Origin of the sequence: Dysosmobacter sp., from assembly GCF_052306735.1 — a bacterium.
In the GTDB taxonomy this organism is placed as follows: domain Bacteria; phylum Bacillota; class Clostridia; order Oscillospirales; family Oscillospiraceae; genus Oscillibacter.
This window is the reverse complement of sequence record NZ_DAWBAJ010000033.1, coordinates 1-17,347: the sequence shown is the minus strand read 5'-3', so window position 1 is coordinate 17,347 and position 17,347 is coordinate 1. Positions and strand designations below refer to the sequence as shown.

The window sequence follows — 17,347 nt, the reverse complement described above, 5'->3', positions numbered from 1 at the left end:
GAATATCCGCGCCCCGCCGTTTTCTGTCTTTCGCCCCTACCTGTAAAAAAAGGCCGGGACACACTGCGTGTCCCGGCACTTTTTATGCTCAAAAATCCGATGCTGCGTCTCAGCAGTCAGCCTTCCACAGTCCGTGAAGGTTGCAGTAGGCGTAAGCCGCCACCGCCTGCTCTCCCTCTGCCAGAGCGAACACCGCCTCCGGCGCCTCGCCGGCGGAGAGAGTCTTGCGCTGCACGCCCCGGTTGGTCTCCAGGGTGATCCACTCAATGAGGTGCTCTTCAGTCATGGGATGTGTCACGGAGCCCACATGGACCCGCACGACGCTGCCCTCCACGCTCACCACAGGAACATGCTTCTCCACGGCGGCATCCACACTGCCAGGCACCAGTTCCCGCATCTTTTCACCGCAGCACACCATCGGTACGCCGGAGCTATGGACGGACTCCACCAGATTGCCGCACTTGTCACAACGGAAATAACGGATCATACTCATTTCCTCCTCAATTCGGTTCAGGACCGTTTCTTGTTATCCTGACCAAAGAATATCAGAATATGCGCATATTCTCTGTTGCACAAGCAACAAAAAAGGAAATTATTCCACCACAATATTCCGCTCTGCAAAGGCCTTGAGCAGCAGCTCCATGTCATTGGGGATGGAGATAGGTTCCCCGCAGGCCTTGATGGCGTTGGCCACATCCTTGAGACCGTTGCCGGTGACCACAGATACCACGGTGTCGTTCTTGCCGATGACGCCCTGTTCGCAGAGTTTTTTGACGCCTGCCGTGCCGGTGACGCCCGCGGGCTCACCAAAGACGCCGCAGGTGCGGCCCAGGAGCTTCTGGGCATCCATGATCTCCTGGTCGGAGACATTCACCACCAAGCCATTGGACTCCCGGATGGCCATGAGGGCCTTGTCGGCGTTGCGGGGCACACCCACGGCGATGGAATCCGCCAGGGTGTTCTCCTCCATGGGATGCCAGGGCTCCCCGGTGGCGATGGCCCGATTCAGGGGGCAGCATCCCTCCGCCTGGGCGGAGATCAGCCGGGGCAGATGATCGATGAAGCCGATGGCGTACAGATCCTTGAGGCCCTTCCAAAGGCCCGCGATGGTGCAACCGTCGCCCACGGAAATGGCGATGTAGTCCGGCACCTGCCAGGAAAGCTGCTCCATGATCTCCAGGGCCACGGTTTTCTTGCCCTCGGAGAGGTAGGGATTGATGGCGGCGTTGCGGTTGTACCAGCCCCACTTGTCGATGGCGGCCTTGCTGAGCTCAAAGGTCTCCTCATAGCTGCCCTGAACGGAGATGACGGTGGCGCCGAAGGTCATCAGCTGGGCCACCTTCCCCTTGGGAGCGCGTGAGGGCACAAAAATGTAGGTCTTGAGGCCCGCCGCCGCGGCGTTGCCTGCCAGAGAGGAGGCTGCGTTGCCGGTGGAGGAGCAGGCGATGACCTTTGCTCCCGCCTCCCGGGCCTTTGCAACGGCCATGGCGGAAGCCCGGTCCTTCAGGGACGCCGTGGGATTCTGACCGTCGTCCTTCACCCAGAGTGTTTTCAGGCCCAGCAGCTCCGCCAGGCGGGGCTCCTCGTACAAGGGGCTCCAGCCCACCCGCAACGGTGTGGGCTCCGTGGTCTCCTCGATGGGCAGCAGCTCCCGGTAGCGCCACATGGTCCGTTCGCTGCGGGCCGCCAGCTTTTCCTTGGTCAACTGACTTTTGATGTAGTCATAATCATAGGTAATATCCAAAATGCCGCCGCACTCACAGGTGGTAAGATCCGGCGTGGCTTCATAGGTTTTGCCGCACTTGACGCACTTGCCGTACAATACGTTTTTCATAGTGTCCTCCGTCCTTATGATTTTTCCCAGCCTTCCGGGCTCTGAAAACAAACAGGGGCGGGGCGCAAAGCCCCGCCCCTGAGGCGTGATAATGGCAGTCTTACAGCTCCTTGAGCACACCGGAAGCCTCGTTGAAGGCGTCGATCAGCTCATCCAGATCCTTGGCCTGCGCGTGGACGGCGTCCCAGGTGTGCTCCGTGTCGTACCACAGGGCGTTGAGTTCCTGGACGTCCCGGGCCTGCTGTTCCACCCAGGTGTAGTACTTGAGGTTGTGGACCCGCTTGCGGTCCACATAGGTCAGCTCCATCATGCTGTCGGTCTTGAGGCCCAGCATGTGGAGATTGTGGTCCAGAGCGGCCTCGTGGGCATTGTAAGCACCGTACTGCTCATTGAGCTCGTCGATCCGGCTCTGATACATGACGGCGGAGTCGGTGAGGACGGTGCCCACCACGTCATGCTCGGTGAGCTCGTAGTATTTGGCCATCTTGATGCAGCAAAGGACGTTGGCGATGCCGGAGATACCCAGCCAGGTGAGCTTTTCGATGAGCTCCGGATCCAATCCCAGCTGCTCTTTCAGGTACGCCTGGCCCTCGGGGGTATTGAACAGGCGCAGCAGCCGCTGGGAATCCTCGTCGTCGATGTCGATGACCATATCGGTGTTCTTGACGTTGTGGATCCAGGGGATGTGCTTGTCGCCGATGCCCTCGATGCGGTGGCCGCCGAAGCCGTTATTGAGGATGGTGGGGCACTGGAGGGCCTCGCCCACCGCCAGCTTCAGGTGGGGATACTTCTCCTTCAGGAGATCACCGGCGGACATGGTGCCGGCAGATCCGGAGGTGAAGGCAGCGCAGGCGAAGCGGTCACCGGGCCGCTTGATGGCCTCGAACACGTCCGCCAGGGCATTGCCGGTGACGTTGTAGTGCCACAGGGGGTTGCCCATCTCCTCAAACTGGTTGAAAATCATGTACTGGGGATCTGCCCGCAGCTCCCAGGTCTTATCGAAGATCTCCTTGACGTTGGACTCGCAGCCGGGAGTGGCGATGACCTCGGCGCCGATCTCATGGAGCCAGTCAAAGCGCTCCTTGCTCATCTCGGCAGGCAGGATGGCAACGCCCTGAGCGCCCAGCAGCGCGGAGTTGAAAGCGCCGCCGCGGCAGTAGTTGCCGGTGGAGGGCCAGACAGCCTTGTGGATATTCACATCAAACTGGCCGGTCACCAGCCGGGGAGCCAGGCAGCCGAAGGAGGCGCCCACCTTATGGCAGCCGGTGGGGAACCACTTGCCCACCATGGCGATGATCCGGCAGGGGACGCCGGTAAGGGCCGGGGGCAGCTCGATGTAGTTGGGGACAGCCTGGAAGAGGCCGCCGGACTCCTTGGCCTCGTTCTTCCAGGTGATGCGGAAGAGGTTCAGGGGATTGACGTCCCACAGTCCCACGTTCTTGAGCTTGTCCTGGATCTTTCCGGGGATGGTCTCCGGATGCTCCATCTGGGCAATGGTGGGGATGACGATGTGGTTTTCCCGGGCCTTTTGAATGTTGTGCTCCAGGCCCTGCTTGTTGATGGAAAGATCGATCATGTTGTCTTGCCCTCCTGTTGTTTGGAATCGATATAGGAATATAAGGTATACTTGGAGATCCCGAAATACTTGGCCACCTTGTCGCCGGATTTGGTCACCAGAAACGCGCCGTTCTGGTTGAGGAACTGGATGGCCTTCACTTTGTCGTCCTTGTTCATCAGGGCCACGGGCTTGCCCACCAGGGCAACGCTCTGTTCGATGAGATCATCCAGCATGTCGTTGATGTTGATGATCTTCTCCGGCTCCGACGGGGCCTCTTCTCCGGTGGAGATCAGCTCCCGCAGGGCGCCCTCCACCATCATCAAACGGGAAATATCGTAGTTGATGGAGAAAATGGCGGAGACCTTGCCCTTGCTGTTTCGGATATACACCGTGGAGGACTTGAGTATCTTTCCGTCCGGCGTCTTGGTGAGATAGCAAAGGTGATCCTTGGGTTCCGGATCGTTGCTTTGCAGCTGTTCGATCACCACGTGGGATGCCCCGTCTCCCACCTTCCGGCCGGAGACGTGTCCGTTTTCAATGGCCACGATGGAGTGATCCGGGTGACGGCTCAAATCATGAACCACCACCTCGCAGCTGCTGCCGAACTGGGCGGCGATACCCGCTGCCACTTTTTTCAGCAGTTCCAGCTTTCCGCTTTCCGTGTACGTTCCCTCCTTTTCTGGTCAATTTTCCGTAAAAATCTTCTAATATTCTATTTGTATCATACCACAGTTTTTAGAGAAATCAACCGCTTTTCAAAAAAATTTTTTAGGTTTTCTAATTTTTTGTTTGACATCCTGGTTTCTTATGCTATGATAAGGGTAAGGAAACAGGCAGGACATGGTGAACCTGCATAAAAAATTAAAAGTCGGAGGGCATCAGTATGGATTTCGAAGCGATCAAAGCTGCGGCAGAGGGCTACAAGGCTGAGATGTCCCGGTTCCTGCGGGACATGATCTCCCATCCCAGCGAGAGCTGCGAGGAGAAGGACGTGGTCATGTGCATCAAGGCCGAGATGGAGAAGCTGGGCTTCGACAAGGTCGAGATCGACGGCCTGGGCAACGTCATCGGCTGGATGGGCGAGGGCGAGAAGATCATCGCCATCGACTCCCACATTGACACCGTGGGCATCGGCAACATCAACAACTGGGAAGCGGATCCCTACAAGGGCTATGAGACTGAGGACGTCATCTACGGCCGCGGCGGCTCCGACCAGGAGGGCGGCATGGCCTCTGCGGTGTACGGCGCCAAGATCATGAAGGAGATGGGCCTGATCCCCAAGGGCTACAAGATCATGGTGGTCGGCTCCGTCCAGGAAGAGGACTGCGACGGCATGTGCTGGCAGTACATCGTCAACAAGTATTTTGCCAGCAAGGAAGAGGCCCAGAAGAAGATTGAGTTTGTTATCTCCACCGAGCCCACCGACGGCGGCATCTACCGCGGCCACCGGGGCCGTATGGAAATCCGGGTGGACGTCAAGGGTGTTTCCTGCCACGGCTCCGCTCCCGAGCGCGGCGACAACGCCATTTATAAGATGGCCGACATTCTCCAGGATGTCCGCGCTCTCAACGAGAACGACGATGCCGACTCCACCGAGATCAAGGGCCTCGTGAAGATGCTCAACCCCAAGTACAACCCCGAGCACTATGAGGACGCCCGCTTCCTGGGCCGGGGCACCTGCACCACCAGTCAGATTTTCTACACCTCTCCCTCCCGCTGCGCCGTGGCGGACTCCTGCGCCATCTCCATTGACCGCCGCATGACCGCCGGCGAGACCTGGGACTCCTGCCTGGAGGAGATTCGCCAGCTGCCTTCCGTCAAGAAGTACGGCGACGACGTGAAGGTCTCCATGTACATGTATGACCGTCCCGCCTGGACCGGTACCGTCTATGAGACCGAGTGCTTCTTCCCCACCTGGATCAACAAGGAGAGCGCTGCCCACGTCCAGGCTCTCATCGACGCCCACCACGCGCTGTACGGCGACAAGCGCATCGGCCATGCCGACGCCGATCCCAAGTACGACGCCATGCACCTGCGCAACCGTCCCCTGACGGACAAGTGGACCTTCTCCACCAACTGCGTCTCCATCCAGGGCCGGTACGGCATCCCCTGCGTGGGCTTCGGCCCCGGCGCCGAGTCTCAGGCTCACGCCCCCAACGAGATCACCTGGAAGCAGGATCTGGTGACCTGTGCCGCCATGTACGTGGCCGCCGTGAACCTCTACAAGGAAGAGAACAAGACCGCCGATGTCACCGAGTTCCGCCAGAGCCTGACGGACAACGTCATCCAGTGATTCCTCGGGGGGGAGCAAGCTCCCCCTCGACCTCCCCCACCACCAGTGGCACCGCGTCACTGGTGTGTGCGCCCAAGGCGCACAAGTCATTGTATTTTCACCACGTACACGCCGCGGTGAAAATGATTGAAATTCTTTTGCCGCACCGCGGCAAAACTCTGTGAGGCGACTTGCCTCCTCCAAAATTATAATTTAAGGAGAGCTGATTATGTCCAAGACCATCGAGCTGGCGCAGCATCTGGAAAAGCTGCACATCAACAATATGTACAAGTCCGACTTCTACTGGACCTGGGACAAGACCGACGAGGAGCTGGACGCCATCTTCACCGTGGCCGACGCCCTGCGGGATCTGCGGGAGCGCAACAAGTCCACCCGGATCTTTGATTCCGGCCTGGGCATCTCCATCTTCCGGGACAACTCCACCCGTACCCGCTTCTCCTTTGCCTCCGCCTGCAACCTGCTGGGCCTGAACGTCCAGGATCTGGATGAGAAGAAGAGCCAGATCGCCCACGGCGAGACCGTCCGTGAGACTGCCAACATGGTCTCCTTCATGGCCGACGTCATCGGCATCCGGGACGACATGTTCATCGGCGAGGGCCACAAGTATCAGAAGACCTTCATGGACGCCGTGGCCGAGGGATACCGGGACGGCATCCTGGAGCAGCGCCCCACTCTGGTGAATCTCCAGTGCGACGTGGACCATCCCACCCAGTGCATGGCCGACATGCTGCACATCATCCACCACTTCGGCGGCGTGGAGAATCTCAAGGGCAAGAAGATCGCCATGACCTGGGCCTATTCTCCCTCCTACGGCAAGCCCCTGTCCGTTCCCCAGGGCGTCATCGGATTGATGACCCGCTTCGGCATGGACGTGGTGCTGGCCCACCCCGAGGGCTATGACGTGATGCCCGAGGTGGAGGAGATTGCCAAGAAGAACGCCGCAGCCACCGGCGGCACCTATAAGAAGGTCGCCACCATGGAAGAGGCCTTCGACGGCGCCGACATCGTCTATCCCAAGTCCTGGGCTCCCTTTGCCGCCATGGAGCAGCGCACGAAGCTCTATCAGGCCGGTGACCAGGCCGGCATCGACGCCCTGGAAAAGCAGCTGCTGGCCCAGAACGCCCAGTTCAAGAACTGGACCTGCTCTGAGGAGATGATGAAGCGCACCAAGAACGGCAGCGCCCTGTATATGCACTGCCTGCCCGCCGACATCACGGGCCTGTCCTGCAAGGAGGGCGAGGTGGACAACTCCGTGTTCGACCGCTACATCGATCCTCTGTACAAGGAAGCCAGCTACAAGCCCTATGTCATCGCCGCCATGATTATGATGGCCAAGGTGAAGGATCCTGTGTCCGCCCTGATGGCCATGGACGCCGGCAGCAAGCGCAAGCTGTACTAAGCACACCGCCCGCACCAGCGGGCCCCTATGAACGAACCAGAAACATTTGGCGGGAATGTGGCACCATGTTCCCGCCAAATCTTTACCCGCCGGGTTTTCCCCGCAGGCTGCGGAGCCTGCACATTAAATTTTAGACGAGGTGTCACCACAATGGGTAAACGCATTGTCATCGCTCTGGGCGGCAACGCTCTGGGCAAGAATCTGCCGGAACAGATGGCTGCCGTGAAGCATACCGCCCGGGCCATCGTAGATCTCATCGAAGAAGGGCACCAGGTGGTGGTGGCCCACGGCAACGGCCCCCAGGTGGGCATGATCAATACCGCCATGACCACCCTCTCCCGGGAAGACCCCACCCATCCCATGGCTCCCATGTCCGTGTGCACGGCCATGAGCCAGGGCTATATCGGCTACGATCTGCAAAACTCCCTGCGGGAGGAGCTGCTGGACCGGGGCATCAACAAACCGGTGGCCACCATCCTCACTCAGGTGGAAGTGGACCCCGACGACCCCGCCTTCCAGAATCCCACCAAGCCCATCGGCACCTTCATGACCGAAGCGGAGGCGGAGGAAATGCGCCGCCGGGGCAACGCCGTGATGGAAGATGCCGGCCGGGGCTGGCGGCGCTGCGTGGCCTCTCCCCTGCCTAAATCCATCATTGAGATCGACACCATCCGGGCCCTGGTGGACGCCGGACAGGTGGCTGTGGCCTGCGGCGGCGGCGGCATCCCCGTCTACAAGACGGAGGGCCACCACCTCAAGGGTGCCGGTGCCGTCATCGACAAGGATTTCGCTTCCGAACTGCTGGCAGAACAGCTGGACGCGGACACCCTCATCATCCTCACCGCCGTGGAAAAGGTAGCCGTCAACTTCGGCAAGCCCGACCAGCAGTGGCTGGATCATCTGACTCCGGAAGAAGCCCGCAAGTACGAGGCGGAGGGCCAGTTTGCCCCCGGCTCCATGCTGCCCAAGGTGCAGGCTGCGGTAAAATTTGCCCAGTCCAAGCCTGGCCGCACCGCCCTGATCACCCTGTTGGAAAAGGCCAAGGACGGCATCGCCGGCCGCACCGGCACCGCCGTTTCCCAGTAAGCGGGCACGCTTGCGTGAAAAAAGGTTGAACTGTTTATTTTGTACAAGGAGAGCGAGTTTTTCGCTCTCCTTGTTTGCTATTATTTGTGCTTTTCTGTCTTTTTGCACAAAGGTCAACCTATACAAGTTTATTTTTTCTGGTTCTTACAACCAACAAACGTAAAAATTTAGTTGAATTTTTATGTTTTGGAATGTATGATGAACATAAGCAGAATGTTCCAACCATCCTGCCCACTGGTAATCGTTTTATTATTTTTTAAGGAGGAATCCAGAATGAAGAAGTTTCTTGCGCTTCTCCTGGCCATGGTGATGTCTCTGAGCCTGGCTGCCTGCGGCGGCTCCGACACGGAAGATACCACCACCACCACTGACGACACTGCCACGGAAGAGTCCGCCGCTTCTGATGTGAAGATCGGCCTCATCTGCGTGCACGATGTCAACTCCGGTTACGATGCCGCCCACATCGAGGGCCTCACCGCTGCCTGTGAGGAGCTGGGCATCGATGTTGACAGCCAGGTAGTCTTCAAGTACAACATCGCTGAGGATCAGAACTGCTACGATGCCGCCGTGGACCTGGCGGAGCAGGGCTGCAACATCATTTTCTCTGATTCTTACGGCCATCAGACCTACATGCTCCAGGCCGCCCGTGAGTATTCCGACATCACCTTCGTCTCCTGCACCGGTGACCAGGCTGGCGTCGCGGGCCTGGACAACTTCAAGAACATTTTCCCCTATACTTATGAGTCCCGCTACGTCTCCGGCGTGGTGGCCGGCATGAAGCTCAAGGAGCTGATGGACGCCGGTACCGTCACCGATCCCAAGGTGGGCTATGTGGGTGCCTTCCCCTATGCCGAGGTGGTCTGCGGCTACACCGCGTTCCTGCTGGGCATCCAGTCCGTGGTTCCCGAGGCTTACATGGAAGTTCAGTACACCAACTCCTGGTATGATCCCGTGGCTGAGGGCGAGGCTGCCAACATCCTGATGGCTGACGGCTGCGTCATCATCGGCCAGCACGCTGACTCCACCGGCGCTCCCTCCGCTGTCCAGGAGGCCCAGGACAAGGGCACTGTGGCTTACTCTGTGGGCTACAACATCGACATGCTCTCCGTGGCTCCCACCGCCGCTCTGACTTCTGCCCAGAACAACTGGTCTGTTCTGTATAAGGCCACTTTGGAGAAGTTCATTGCCGGCGAGGAGATCCCCGCTGACTATGCTACCGGCCACGCCAATAATGCCGTTATGATCTCCGCCCTGGGCGAGAGCTGTGCCGAGGGCACCCAGGAGGCCGTGGACGCCGCTTGGGCCGGCATTGACGACGGCAGCCTGAAGGTGTTCGACACCTCCAAGTTCACCGTGGGCGGCCAGACCGTCACCGAGTATGAGGTGAACTTCTCCATCATCGACTTTGCCACCGGCGACGTGGTGTTCGAGGGTCCCACCGAGAACGTCATTGCGGACGGTGCCTTCCAGGAGTCCGTGTACCGCAGCGCTCCTTACTTCGATCTGCGCATCGACGGCATCACCGAGCTCAACAACAACTAAACCCAGCCTGAAAAGGGGGCTGCCCTGTGGCAGCCCCTTTTTTCCAAATCCCCCTTCGCGGCAGGCAGGCCGCCGGGGTCTTTTCCCTTTTCTTTTCCCTCCGGAGGCACATGCCTACACGAAAGTCTTAAAAGAAAGGAAGATTCGCTTGGAACAAACCTATGCCATTCAGATGAAGAACATCACCAAGCGCTTTGGCAAGGTGGTCGCCAACGACAGCGTCTCGCTGGACATCAAGCGGGGCGAGATCCTGTCGCTGCTGGGTGAAAACGGCAGCGGCAAGACCACACTGATGAACATGCTGGCCGGGATCTACTTTCCCGATGAGGGCGAGATTCTGGTCAACGGGCAGAATGTCACCATTGCATCCCCCAAGGATGCCTTTGAGTGCGGCATCGGCATGATCCACCAGCACTTCAAACTGGTGGATGTCTTTACAGCGGCAGAGAATATCATTCTGGGACTGGAGGGCCAGCAGAAGCTGGATCTGAAAACCGTAGCCGCCAAGGTCAATGAAATCTGCGACAAATATGGTTTTGTCATCGACCCCTACAAAAAAGTCTACAACATGTCCGTCTCCGAAAAACAGACGGTGGAGATCGTTAAGGTCCTCTACCGGGGCGCGGACATTCTCATACTGGACGAGCCCACCGCCGTCCTCACCCCTCAGGAGACCGACCGGCTCTTTGAGGTCATGCGCAACATGAAGGCCGACGGCAAGGCCATGGTCATCATCACCCATAAGCTCAATGAGGTCATGGAGGTTTCCGACCGGGTGGCGGTCCTGCGCAAGGGCCAGTACATCGGCGATGTGGCTACCGCGGACACCAACCCCCAGAAGCTCACGGACATGATGGTGGGCCACGCCGTCACGCTGAACATTGACCGTCCCCTGGTGGAAAACCGCCACCTGCGTCTGGAGGTCAAGGATCTCACCGTCCTGACGCCCGACGGCATCAAGGCCCTGGATCGGGTTTCCTTCCAGGCCTTCGGCGGAGAGATCCTGGGCATCGCAGGTATCTCCGGCAGCGGTCAGAAGGAACTGCTGGAGTCCATTGCCGGTCTTCGGAACACCCAGCCCGGTTCCCATGTCATCTATCATCCCCCCTCTCCCGACGAAGCCATCGCCGGTCAGCACATTCCTGTGGATCGTGAGGGCGAAGAGCTTCTGGGCAAAACGCCCCGGCAGATCCATAACATCGGTGTCTCCATGGCTTTCGTGCCGGAAGACCGTCTTGGCATGGGCCTGGTGGGCTCCATGGGCATGGCGGACAATATGATGCTCAAAACCTACCGCTCCGGCAAAGGCCCTCTTCTCAACCGCAAGCCCCCCCGGGAGCTGGCAGAAAAGGTCAAGGAGGAGCTGGACGTGCTGACGCCCAGTATCAACACTCCCGTACGGCGCCTCTCCGGCGGCAATGTCCAGAAGGTACTGGTAGGCCGTGAGATCGCACAGGATCCCTCGGTGCTGATGACGGCTTACGCCGTCCGGGGCCTGGACATCAACACCTCTTACACCATTTATAACCTGCTGACGGCGGAAAAACTCAAGGGCGTGGCCGTCATCTACGTGGGTGAGGATCTGGATGTGCTGCTGGAGCTGTGTGACCGGATCCTGGTGCTGTGCGGCGGACAGGTGAGCGGCATCGTGGATGCCCGCACCACCACCAAGGAGGAAGTCGGTCTGCTGATGACCAAGTTCAGAAAGGGGGGCACGGAAGCATGAGTCAGGTAAAGCAGCATAAAGAACCTTTGTTGCGTATCGCCAAACGGGATACCATCAGCCATCCAAAAGCCTGGGCCATCCGCATTGTGGCAGTGCTGTTGTCCCTGGTGGTCAGCGGCCTGTTCATCTTCGCCGTTACCAAGCTCAATCCCGTTCAGGTGTACGAGGCCATTTTTGACGGTGCTTTCGGCACTTCCCGGCGCTCCTGGGTCACCGTTCGGGACTCCATGATGCTCCTTTGCATCGGCGTGGGCCTGGCCCCCGCCTTCAAGATGAAGTTCTGGAACATCGGCGCCGAGGGGCAGATCCTCATCGGCGGCGTCATCACCGCCGGTATCATGCGGGCTTATGGCAGCGCCCTGCCCACGCCGGCTCTGCTGCTGGTCATGGCAGTGGTGAGCCTGCTGTGCGGCTGCCTGTGGGGCGTGATCCCGGCCGTATTCAAGGCGGTGTGGAACACCAATGAGACCCTCTTCACCCTGATGATGAACTATGTGGCCATCCAGATCACCAGCTATTGCGTGGCCATGTGGGAGAATCCGGTAGGCTCCAACACCGTGGGTGTCATCAACCAAATGACGGGCTACGGCTGGTTCCCCGCTGTGCTGGGCCAGAGCTATGGCCTCAATGTCATTTTGGTACTGGTGCTGACGGTGGGCATGTACATCTACCTGAAGCACTCCAAGCAGGGCTATGAGATCGCCGTGGTAGGCGACTCGGAGAATACGGCGCGGTACGCCGGCATCAACGTCCGGAAGGTCACCATCCGCACCATGGCCATTTCCGGCGCCATCTGCGGCCTGGCCGGCTTCATTGAGGTGGCCGGCGTCAGCCACACCATCTCCACCGCCACTGCCGGCGGCCGGGGCTTCACCGCCATCATCGTGGCGTGGCTGGCCAAGTTCAACACCTTTGTGATGATCCTGATCTCCTTCCTGCTGGTATTTTTGCAAAAGGGCGCGGTGCAGATCGCATCCCAGTTCAATCTCAATGACTACGCCTCCAACATCATCACCGGCATCATCCTGTTCTTCATCCTGGGCAGTGAGTTCTTCATCAATTACCGCGTGATCCTGCGGGGCAGAAAGGAGGCCGACGCCAAATGAGTGACCTTGTCATCCGTCTGCTGCAATCCTCGATTTGCTTCGGCACCGTCATCATGTACGGCGCCATCGGCGAAATTCTGACGGAGAAATCCGGCAATCTGAACCTGGGCGTCCCGGGCATCATGTACCTGGGCGGCATCTCGGGTCTGGCGGCCTCGTTCTTCTATGAGTTCAATAACCCTGATCCCAACGGCCTTGTGTGCCTGCTGATCTCCTTCCTGGCAGCGTTCCTGGTCTCCGCTCTGGGCGGCCTGCTTTACAGCTTCCTGACCATCACCCTGCGGGCCAACCAGAACGTCACCGGTCTGACGCTGACCATCTTCGGCGGCGGCATCGCCAACTTCTTCGGCGGCAGCCTCAACACCATGGCCGGCGGCGTGGGCCAGATCTCCGTGGCTACCACCAGCGCCGTCTACCGGGCCACCATTCCCGGCCTCTCCGGTCTGGGCGTGGTAGGCAAGCTGATCTTCAATTACGGTTTCATGGTATACCTGGCCATCGTCCTGGCCGTCGTCATGCACTGGTTCCTCAACCGTACCCGGAAGGGCCTGAATCTCCGGGCCGTGGGTGAGAACCCCGCCACCGCCGATGCTGCGGGCATCAACGTCACCCGCAACAAGTACCTGGCCACCTGCATCGGCGCAGGCATCTCCGGCCTTGGCGGCCTGTACTACACCATGGACTACATCAAGGGCACCTGGGCCAACGACGGCACCATCGAGTCTCTGGGCTGGCTGGCCGTGGCTCTGGTGATCTTCGCCACCTGGCGCTCCGTCAACGCCATCTGGGGCTCCTACCTCTTCGGCTTTTTGTTCTGGGTGTATCTCATCATCCCGGGACTTGCCCGCAAGGATATCGAGCTGTTCAAGATGCTGCCCTACCTGGTGACCATCGCGGTGCTGATCATCACCTCCCTGCGGAAAAAGCGGGAGAATCAGCCCCCCGCCAGTCTGGGCCTTGCCTATTTCCGGGAAGAGCGCTGACCTCTGCAGACACAAACCCGAACCGCATTGCCTGATGCGGTTCGGGTTTTCCCATTTCTTTTGGAGATCTGGGGCCATTCACAAAATGTTTTCAAATTGTCCATTTTTTCGACAGCCCTTGTGTGCTACCGTAGTGATACTGATTTTCCAAGATCTGTGAGGTGTCCGTTATGCGTCTGCCGTCCTCCTCCCCCCTGAGGGAGCTGAAGTACGCTTTGTGGTTCCCGGCCTATCTGCTGGCCTACGCCCTGGCGGAGCATCTGGTCACCACCCGCTACTGGGCCACCGAGCTGCCTGTGGACAACTGCATTCCTTTCAGCCAGTACGCCCTGATTCCGTACAGTCTGTGGTATCCACTGCTCATCGGGCTGGGGTTGTACCTGCTGTTCCGGGACAGCGCTTCTTTCCGGCGGTACATGTGCTATCTGGCGCTGACCTTTTTCCTCAGCGTGGCCATCTGGCTGCTGGTCCCCAATGGACAGGATCTGCGCCCTCAGATAGAGGGAGGCGATTTTCTGTCCCAGGTGGTGGTGCAGCTCTACCGGATCGACACCAATACCAATGTCTTCCCCTCCGTCCATGTAGTAGGTGCGGTGGGGGCAGCGCTGGCGGCCTGGAACTGTCCCCGACTGCGCCGCCGTCCGGCTGTCTGCTGGAGCATTGTAGTGCTGGCGGCAGCTATCTGCCTATCCACACTGTTTCTCAAGCAGCATACCGTGCTGGACGTGGCAGGCGGTCTGGTTCTCTCCACCCTGGTGGCACTCCCTCTCTACCGCCGGTCTCCCGCTTCGGTACCTAAGCGGGCTGCTCCCCTGCGCCGCCGGCAAAGCATCTCCAAAACCACCCCGGATGCAAACTAAAAAAAGCCCCGGAACCAAGTGGTTCCGGGGCTTTTTTTACGTTTATTTCTGATGGCGTTTGGCTGCCGTCAGCAGATTGGCCATCAGCATGGCCCGGGTCATGGGACCCACGCCGCCGGGAACCGGCGTGATGTAAGAGGCCTTGGGCTCCACGGCATTGTAATCCACATCGCCGCAGAGCTTGCCCTCCGCGTTGCGGTTCATGGCTACATCGATGACCACGGCCCCCTCCTTCACCATATCCGCCGTCACCAAGCCGGTGCGGCCCACAGCGGAGACCAGGATATCCGCCGCCCGGGTGATGGCTGCCAGATCCGGCGTCCGGGAGTGGCACACCGTCACGGTGCCATCCGCCTGGGTCAGCAGCATGGCCATGGGCTTACCCACGATGTTGCTGCGGCCCAGCACCACACACCGCTTGCCCGCCACCGGGATCTCATAGGCGCGCAGCATCTCCATGACGCCGGCAGGGGTGCAGGGCAGGAAAACCGGCGCGCCGATGGACAGCCGTCCCACATTCACCGGATGGAAGCAGTCCACATCCTTCTCCGGGGAGATGGCATTGAGGATCTGTTCCTCGTTCAGGTGCTTGGGCAGAGGCAGCTGGCAGAGGATGCCGTCCACCGCCTCTTCACCGTTGAGGCGCTCCACCAGTTCCATCAGGGTCTCCTGGGTGGTGTCGGCAGGGAGCTTGTACTCAAAGCTGAGGAAGCCGCACTCCGCGCAGTCCTTTTCCTTTCCGGTGACATAGACCCGGGACGCCGGGTCGTCACCCACCAGGATCACCGCCAGGCCGGGTTTGCGCCGCAGCCCCTGGGCTCCCTCCGCCGCCCGGGCCTTTACCTGGGCCGCCAATGCCTTCCCGTCAATGCGTGTCGCCATGGGTCTGTTCCTCCTTTTCCGTCTCTGCTTCCTTCTTCTCCTCCTGTTGGGGTTCCTGCGGGATATTCTCTCCGGCAGTCTCCTCCGTCCGAACGGCATCCGCCGCGGCGCTCTCCGGCAGTACCTCTGCCTCCGCCGCGGCAGCCGCCCGGGCAGCCACCTGATTTACCAGCAGTTCCTCTCGATTATGGTGCTTGATGCGAATGTTGTAAAAGAGCATCACGGCAGACACCAGCACCATCACCATGCTCAAAGCCTGGGAGACCCGGATGGGCTCGCCGAAGATGGTCCAGTCAAACAGATACAGGCTGTCGGTCCGCAGCCCCTCGATCCAGGCCCGTCCCAGGCCGTACCACAGGAAGTAGAACCAGGTGTTCTCCCCGTCGAACCGGCGCCCCTTCGCGACAACGAACAAAATCAGCAGCAGCCCGATGAGGTTCCACATGCTCTCATAGAAGAAGGTGGGGTGCACCTCGATGGACTGATAGGAGCTCACCCACAGTCGCATCCGCCAGGGCAGATCCGTGACGGCACCGAAGGCCTCCCGGTTGATGAAATTGGCCCAGCGTCCGATGCACTGGCCCAGCAGCAGTCCCATGACGCAAAGGTCCGTCATGGCCCCCAGCTTGATCTTCTTGTGCCGGGTGTAGAAAAACGCCACCAGGAATCCGGCGATGACGGCGCCGTAAATGGCCAGGCCGCCGTCCCACACAGCGATCATCTCTTTCCAGTTGAAGCTGCCGTCGCTGTTGCGGTACAGATCCAGATAGAAGACCACGTAGTACAGCCGGGCGCCGATGATGCAGCTGGGCACCGCCCAAAGCACCATATCCAGGACGTTATCCTCGGTAAGTCCGTAGCGCTTGGCCTGCTTCATGCAAAGCAGCAGTCCCGCCAGCATGGCCACGGCCAGGATGATCCCGTACCAGTAAATTCCGTGGCCGATGTGGATGGCGATGGGATCGGGGTTGAATTCCCAGTCGCCGAACAGGCCGGGAAAACTGATGGGCATATCCTTCAATGCAGTCAAAGGGGCACTTCCTTTCTCTCTTTCGGGGGTCAGTCTTCTTTGGGCACAATCTCGCTGAGGACCGCCCGGTCCGCCGTGAGATTATCCCGCAGGAACGCTGCGATATTCTCTTTGGTGATGGAGTCAAAGGCCTGGGGGAACCGGAAGGGGTCATAGCCGTGGAAATATCCCTCCGTCAGGGACACGGCGATATTCTCAAAGGAGTTGAGTCCCCGGAGGTTCTCACCAAAGGCCGCCCGGCGCACCCGCTGATAGAAGGCCTCGTCCACGCCCTCCGCTGCCAGGCGCTCCGCCTCCTTCTGGATCTCCGCCGCCACGGCCCGGGCGTCCTTGCTGTCGCCTCCGGCGTACAGATAGGCGACACCGGGCATCATCTCGAAGGCCCCGCCGAAGCTGGTGTTGATAAGGCCCTGGTCATAGAGGCGCAGGTACAGGGGGCTGGAATTGCCCAGCAGGATGTCGCAGGCCATGTCGCCGATGACCGTAGCGCGCAGATAGGCCTCTCCCTCCCCCGCCGGGGCGCACTTGTAGCCGGTGAGGAACTGGGGCGTGGCCACCTCCATGGCCATCCGGGTCTCTTTTTGGGCGACTTCCGCCGGCTCCTCCCCGTAGTCCCGGGGGATCACCGGACCGCGCTCCCGGGGCAAAATGGCCTGAGCGATCTCACTGATACGGACGGGATCCACATTGCCCACCACCGTCAAGATCATGTTGGAGGGGGTGTAGAAGGCCTTGTGGCAGTCGTAAAGTGTCTGGGCAGTGATGTGGGAGATGCTCTCCACCGTGCCCGCGATGGAGGTGCGGGCGGCATGGCGGCTGTAGAGGGCCTGCATCATGCGGGTATAGAGCTGCCAGTCGGGGTTATCCTCGATCATGCGGATCTCCTGGCCGATGATGCCCTGCTCCTTGGCCACGCTTTCGTCGGTGAAATAAGGCACAGACACAAAGGAGAGCAGGATCTTCAGATTCTCCTCAAACCGCTCCGTGGAGGAGAAGTAGTAGCCGGTCATGGCGTTGGAGGTGAAGGCATTGGGCTCCGCGCCGTTTT

The 17,347-nt window shown here is 59.7% G+C and carries 15 protein-coding genes; 8 read left to right on the top strand and 7 right to left on the bottom strand.

Features of this window, described 5'->3' with window-relative positions; translation table 11 throughout:
- Positions 1-109 precede the first annotated feature (109 nt).
- The 4 genes from ACT67G_RS08840 to ACT67G_RS08825 form a co-directional block, all read right to left on the bottom strand.
- The gene (locus tag ACT67G_RS08840) at positions 110-487 is read right to left on the bottom strand and encodes a desulfoferrodoxin family protein (RefSeq protein ID WP_325247372.1); all 378 of its coding nucleotides are present in this window, start codon (positions 485-487) and stop codon (positions 110-112) included.
- A 105-nt stretch (positions 488-592) separates the two neighbouring features.
- Complete coding sequence (locus tag ACT67G_RS08835) at positions 593-1,834, bottom strand: threonine synthase (protein WP_443663999.1); 1,242 nt, start codon at positions 1,832-1,834, stop codon at positions 593-595.
- A gap of 100 nt (positions 1,835-1,934) precedes the next feature.
- Complete coding sequence (locus tag ACT67G_RS08830) at positions 1,935-3,410, bottom strand: pyridoxal-phosphate dependent enzyme (RefSeq protein WP_325247620.1); 1,476 nt, start codon at positions 3,408-3,410, stop codon at positions 1,935-1,937.
- Positions 3,407-4,021, bottom strand: coding sequence for a helix-turn-helix transcriptional regulator (locus tag ACT67G_RS08825; RefSeq protein WP_325247621.1), 615 nt, complete (start codon positions 4,019-4,021; stop codon positions 3,407-3,409). The genes ACT67G_RS08830 and ACT67G_RS08825 overlap by 4 nt, the downstream gene beginning before the upstream one ends.
- A 254-nt stretch (positions 4,022-4,275) precedes the next feature.
- On the opposite strand from ACT67G_RS08825, the gene ACT67G_RS08820 reads away from it, so the two are divergent.
- The 8 genes from ACT67G_RS08820 to ACT67G_RS08785 all read left to right on the top strand — a co-directional run bounded on the left by ACT67G_RS08820 (position 4,276) and on the right by ACT67G_RS08785 (position 14,387).
- Positions 4,276-5,685: a YgeY family selenium metabolism-linked hydrolase gene (locus ACT67G_RS08820; protein ID WP_325247622.1), complete on the top strand. Its 1,410-nt coding sequence runs from the start codon at positions 4,276-4,278 to the stop codon at positions 5,683-5,685.
- 208 nt (positions 5,686-5,893) lie between these two features.
- Positions 5,894-7,084: a knotted carbamoyltransferase YgeW gene (gene ygeW / locus ACT67G_RS08815; protein ID WP_325247623.1), complete on the top strand. Its 1,191-nt coding sequence runs from the start codon at positions 5,894-5,896 to the stop codon at positions 7,082-7,084.
- A gap of 150 nt (positions 7,085-7,234) precedes the next feature.
- Entirely contained in the window at positions 7,235-8,170 is a 936-nt protein-coding gene (arcC, locus tag ACT67G_RS08810; RefSeq protein WP_325247624.1) for a carbamate kinase, read from the top strand.
- Positions 8,171-8,443: 273 nt separating this feature from the next.
- Positions 8,444-9,712 (top strand): BMP family ABC transporter substrate-binding protein, encoded by a 1,269-nt coding sequence (locus ACT67G_RS08805; protein ID WP_443663998.1) that lies wholly within the window; start codon positions 8,444-8,446, stop codon positions 9,710-9,712.
- 148 nt (positions 9,713-9,860) lie between these two features.
- Complete coding sequence (locus ACT67G_RS08800) at positions 9,861-11,438, top strand: ABC transporter ATP-binding protein (RefSeq protein WP_325247626.1); 1,578 nt, start codon at positions 9,861-9,863, stop codon at positions 11,436-11,438.
- Positions 11,435-12,544 carry an ABC transporter permease gene (locus tag ACT67G_RS08795; RefSeq protein WP_325247627.1) on the top strand — a complete coding sequence of 370 codons (1,110 nt, stop codon included), beginning with the start codon at positions 11,435-11,437 and terminating at the stop codon, positions 12,542-12,544. The genes ACT67G_RS08800 and ACT67G_RS08795 overlap by 4 nt, the downstream gene beginning before the upstream one ends.
- A complete protein-coding gene (locus ACT67G_RS08790; RefSeq protein WP_325247628.1) occupies positions 12,541-13,527 on the top strand; it encodes an ABC transporter permease in 987 nt (328 codons plus the stop codon). The genes ACT67G_RS08795 and ACT67G_RS08790 overlap by 4 nt, the downstream gene beginning before the upstream one ends.
- 170 nt (positions 13,528-13,697) lie before the next feature.
- The gene (locus tag ACT67G_RS08785; protein WP_443663997.1) at positions 13,698-14,387 is read left to right on the top strand and encodes a phosphatase PAP2 family protein; all 690 of its coding nucleotides are present in this window, start codon (positions 13,698-13,700) and stop codon (positions 14,385-14,387) included.
- A gap of 42 nt (positions 14,388-14,429) precedes the next feature.
- Here ACT67G_RS08785 and folD read toward each other — a convergent pair whose 3' ends face one another.
- From folD to yfmH, 3 genes are all read right to left on the bottom strand, one after another.
- Positions 14,430-15,269 carry a bifunctional methylenetetrahydrofolate dehydrogenase/methenyltetrahydrofolate cyclohydrolase FolD gene (gene folD, locus ACT67G_RS08780; RefSeq protein ID WP_443663996.1) on the bottom strand — a complete coding sequence of 280 codons (840 nt, stop codon included), beginning with the start codon at positions 15,267-15,269 and terminating at the stop codon, positions 14,430-14,432.
- Positions 15,253-16,299 carry a prolipoprotein diacylglyceryl transferase gene (gene lgt, locus ACT67G_RS08775; protein WP_443663995.1) on the bottom strand — a complete coding sequence of 349 codons (1,047 nt, stop codon included), beginning with the start codon at positions 16,297-16,299 and terminating at the stop codon, positions 15,253-15,255. Before lgt ends, folD begins: the two co-directional genes overlap by 17 nt.
- A gap of 29 nt (positions 16,300-16,328) precedes the next feature.
- A partial coding sequence (gene yfmH, locus ACT67G_RS08770; protein WP_443663994.1) for an EF-P 5-aminopentanol modification-associated protein YfmH occupies positions 16,329-17,347 on the bottom strand: 1,019 nt, incomplete at its 5' end.

Coding starts and splice junctions, on each gene's coding strand:
- ACT67G_RS08840 (WP_325247372.1), bottom strand. CDS start 487: ATGATCCGTTATTTCCGTTGTGACAAGTGCGGCAATCTGGTGGAGTCC.
- ACT67G_RS08835 (WP_443663999.1), bottom strand. CDS start 1,834: ATGAAAAACGTATTGTACGGCAAGTGCGTCAAGTGCGGCAAAACCTAT.
- ACT67G_RS08830 (WP_325247620.1), bottom strand. CDS start 3,410: ATGATCGATCTTTCCATCAACAAGCAGGGCCTGGAGCACAACATTCAA.
- ACT67G_RS08820 (WP_325247622.1), top strand. CDS start 4,276: ATGGATTTCGAAGCGATCAAAGCTGCGGCAGAGGGCTACAAGGCTGAG.
- ygeW (WP_325247623.1), top strand. CDS start 5,894: ATGTCCAAGACCATCGAGCTGGCGCAGCATCTGGAAAAGCTGCACATC.
- arcC (WP_325247624.1), top strand. CDS start 7,235: ATGGGTAAACGCATTGTCATCGCTCTGGGCGGCAACGCTCTGGGCAAG.
- ACT67G_RS08805 (WP_443663998.1), top strand. CDS start 8,444: ATGAAGAAGTTTCTTGCGCTTCTCCTGGCCATGGTGATGTCTCTGAGC.
- ACT67G_RS08795 (WP_325247627.1), top strand. CDS start 11,435: ATGAGTCAGGTAAAGCAGCATAAAGAACCTTTGTTGCGTATCGCCAAA.
- ACT67G_RS08790 (WP_325247628.1), top strand. CDS start 12,541: ATGAGTGACCTTGTCATCCGTCTGCTGCAATCCTCGATTTGCTTCGGC.
- ACT67G_RS08785 (WP_443663997.1), top strand. CDS start 13,698: ATGCGTCTGCCGTCCTCCTCCCCCCTGAGGGAGCTGAAGTACGCTTTG.
- folD (WP_443663996.1), bottom strand. CDS start 15,269: ATGGCGACACGCATTGACGGGAAGGCATTGGCGGCCCAGGTAAAGGCC.